General features: G+C 59.6%; 2 protein-coding genes and 1 pseudogene. All 3 read left to right on the top strand.

Annotated features, from left to right (window positions below; genetic code table 11):
• The first annotated feature begins 13 nt into the window (after positions 1 to 13).
• The gene (locus tag AAFM29_RS18120; protein WP_371830767.1) at positions 14 to 256 is read left to right on the top strand and encodes an alpha/beta fold hydrolase; all 243 of its coding nucleotides are present in this window, start codon (positions 14 to 16) and stop codon (positions 254 to 256) included.
• Complete coding sequence (locus AAFM29_RS17285; protein ID WP_341713964.1) at positions 210 to 788, top strand: alpha/beta hydrolase; 579 nt, start codon at positions 210 to 212, stop codon at positions 786 to 788. The genes AAFM29_RS18120 and AAFM29_RS17285 overlap by 47 nt, the downstream gene beginning before the upstream one ends.
• A gap of 51 nt (positions 789 to 839) precedes the next feature.
• Positions 840 to 1,277 (top strand): annotated as a pseudogene (locus AAFM29_RS17280) (peptide-methionine (S)-S-oxide reductase); the annotation flags it as partial.
• Between the last annotated feature and the right edge of the window lie 89 nt (positions 1,278 to 1,366).

Here is a 1,366-nt window from a genome sequence, read left to right as displayed (position 1 = left end):
TCCGGGGCACATCGTGCTGTGCATTCCAGGGATGGGCGATCTGCGATCCGAATATCGGCTCCTAGGGCCCGACCTAAAGCAGGCAGAATTCCGCGTCGTCACGATGGATGTGCGGGGATTCGGCGAAACGTCAGCGCGATGGACTGACTACTCCGCCCGGTCAGTGGGCCTGGACGCAATCTCTATCGTGAGACGCTTGGGCGCAGGCCCTGCCACCATCACTGGCAACTCTTTCGCGGCCGGGTCAGCTCTATAGGGCGGCGAGAGAGAGTCCGGACCTGGTCCGCAGTGTCGTGCTCCTCGGTCCGATAGTCCGAGACCTTCCACTGACGAGCTTCCAGAAGCTCGTCCTTTCGATAGGGTTCGCCGGGCCATGGCGGACGTGGTTTTGGACGACATACTGGAGCAGCCTCTATCCAACGAAGCGAGCTTTTGACCACGAGGCGATCAAGTCGGCCATCGCTCGAAATCTCAGAGAGCCGGGACGGATGCAGGCGCTGCTGACGATGCTCTCGCTTTCGAAAGCCGACACGGCCGCCATTCTAGATGACAGCGCCGTTCGCGCGCTTGTTGTGATGGGGACGAAGGATCCGGACTTCCCAAACCCGGTCGAGGAAGCTCAGAACCTAGCAAGCCGGCTGCATGCCGAGACAATGATCGTGGAAGGTGCCGGCCATTATCCCCACGTCGAAATGGCCGACCAAGTGGCGCCGCGGATCATCTCGTTCCTCGGCAGCTTATCGCCCGCGCCGGCGGCGGCCGGGATCACCCGACTGCATAGGAGCTGATGAATGGAGAAAGTCGGCTTCGGCGGCGGATGCCACTAGTGCACCGAGGGCGTCTTTCAGGCGCTGCGAGGCGTCTCCCAAGTCGATCAGGGCTTTCTGCAATCAGAAACGCCGGCCGACACGTGGGCCGAAGGTGTGGTCGTAAGTTTCGACCCTGCGGCTATTGGATTGGCCACGCTCGCCGAAGTGCATCTAAGGACGCACTCCGCCACAAGAGCTCGCTCACCGCGCGGAAAATATCGAAGCGCCATCTATGTCTTTGAAGTCGGTCAGCGGATAGAAGCCGAGAAGGCAATCGCGCAGTTTGCCGCTGAAACAGACAAGGCTGTCCACACTCTGGTGCTCCCGTTCAAGGGTTTCAAAGCTTCGGACGAGCGCTATCAGAACTATTATCGCACCGATCCAAGCAGGCCCTTCTGCCAGCGCTACATCGATCCAAAGCTGGATTTCATCCGGAAGCATTTTTCGGAGATCGCGTTGCCGCGATGAATGAATAATTGGGCTGTCGTGCAGGTCGCGATCTCATATCCCAACTGCCTGTAGGATGCAGTCAATCAGCTTTCCGGGCAGCGGAGGAC

The organism is Erythrobacter sp. (genome assembly GCF_038133525.1).
In the GTDB taxonomy this organism is placed as follows: domain Bacteria; phylum Pseudomonadota; class Alphaproteobacteria; order Sphingomonadales; family Sphingomonadaceae; genus Qipengyuania.
The sequence above is the reverse complement of the archived record's forward strand: the minus strand, read 5'-3'. Positions and strand labels throughout refer to the sequence as shown.